Source organism: Kitasatospora sp. NPDC058032, assembly GCF_042885845.1.
Classification (GTDB): Bacteria; Actinomycetota; Actinomycetes; order Streptomycetales; family Streptomycetaceae; genus Kitasatospora.
On record NZ_JBHVRK010000075.1, the window covers coordinates 1 to 1,501 of the forward strand.

Genomic DNA, 1,501 nt, shown 5'->3' on the forward strand with positions numbered 1-1,501 from the left:
TCCTCGTAACCGGAGGGTGTCCATCGGATGAAGTGTCCGCCGCCGCCGTTCTGGGCGTGCGAGAGCGAGTCGTTCATCGTCACGCCGCCGTGCACGCTGTCGTCCAGGACGGGGCTGTTGGGGAAGTAGTTCCCGATGTAGATGTCGTTGTGCCCGTCACCGTCGAAGTCGGCGACGGTCGCGGCGTTGGAGTTCCACAGGGGCCCCTTGTAGGTGCTGCCACTGCTGCCGGGGACCAGTTCGACGGGCTCGAAGCACTTCGGGTCCATCGTCGTGGTGTCCTTGCCGGGTTCCTTCTTCGCCTGGAAGATCACCGGGGTGCGGCCCCAGTAGTAGACGAGCAGGTCCATCGCGCCGTCCTCGTTGAAGTCCCCGGGGAAACAGCCGATCGGCGCCATGATGTCGCTCTTGGGCAGCGGGGCCGGGTCGAGCACGAAGGGGGCGTACGAGGCGCTCTTGCGGCCGGGCGCCGGGGCGGGCGTGACGACGGCCTGGTCGATCTGCGGATCGGTGATGCAGAGGTCGTTGGGCAGGCCGTCCCCGTCGATGTCGTTCATGGCGACCCCGGCGCCGACCGAGGAGATCCACGCCTCGATGTGCTTGTAGGCCTTGTTCACTTTACGGACGCTCTGCTTCTTGTAACCGCCCGGCATGGATATCGCCATCGGCTCGAAAGCGAAACTCTCCGCCATTTCCCTTTTCTCGGCGGCGCTGGACTCCGACGGCTTCACCGCGTAGAAAGTGCCGACCATGACAGCGAGTGCGACGACCCCCGGAGCCTGCTTCCGCAGCCAGGAAATTGGATGTGTCATGCGACGGCGCCCTTCTGCGTGTGGGGAACAGAACTGATGGTGGCGGCGACCTGCCGCCGCCAGATCTCGAAGGCCGGGGTCTCCCCGCCGGCGCAGGTGGCGGGCCGCGCGTCGGTGCACACCCGCGCGGCCTCCGCCGGGGTCCGCCCGCCGCACAGGATCTGGGCGGCCAGGTGCGTGTGGGCGATCGTCGTCCCCGCCCGCTCCCGCGCCTCGCAGGCGAACGCGGAACCCTGTACGAGGCTGGGCAGGTGGTCGCCCGCGTGCTTGGCGAAGCGCCGCAGCTCGTCCCCGTCCACGCTTCCCGCGTAGGTGCAGGCCAGCCCGGCGCCCGCGTAGAGGTCGGCGTGGCGGTGCTCGGGGAACGCGCCGATGAGGTCGGCCACGACGTCGGGATCGGTGCCCCCGACGAACCACATGGCCCGCCCGATGCCCTGGTCGATGGCGCGCGCACTGTAGGCGTCCGGGCCGCCCTTCCAGGTGAAGGGATGCTCGGCGGCGGGGTCGCGGACGTAGGAGTCCGTCTTGAAGTACGCCTGGTGGAAGCCGTACCCGTCCAGGATCAGCCAGCGCAGCACCGGGTCGGTCGCGGTCACGTCGGGCCACAGGAATTTGGGGAGCCGGGCCATCGCCCACCCGATGCCGACGTAGAGCATGTAGTAGTGCCGCCGGCCCTCGCCCTCCAGGAT

At 68.8% G+C, this 1,501-nt stretch carries 2 protein-coding genes; both read right to left on the bottom strand.

What is annotated here, in order from left to right; genetic code table 11:
* The coding region (locus ACFVUH_RS37350; protein ID WP_387918095.1) for an FG-GAP repeat domain-containing protein at positions 1 to 812 on the bottom strand (812 nt) is incomplete at its 3' end.
* A partial coding sequence (locus ACFVUH_RS37355; protein ID WP_387918096.1) for a DUF1702 family protein occupies positions 809 to 1,501 on the bottom strand: 693 nt, incomplete at its 5' end. The genes ACFVUH_RS37355 and ACFVUH_RS37350, both read right to left, overlap by 4 nt.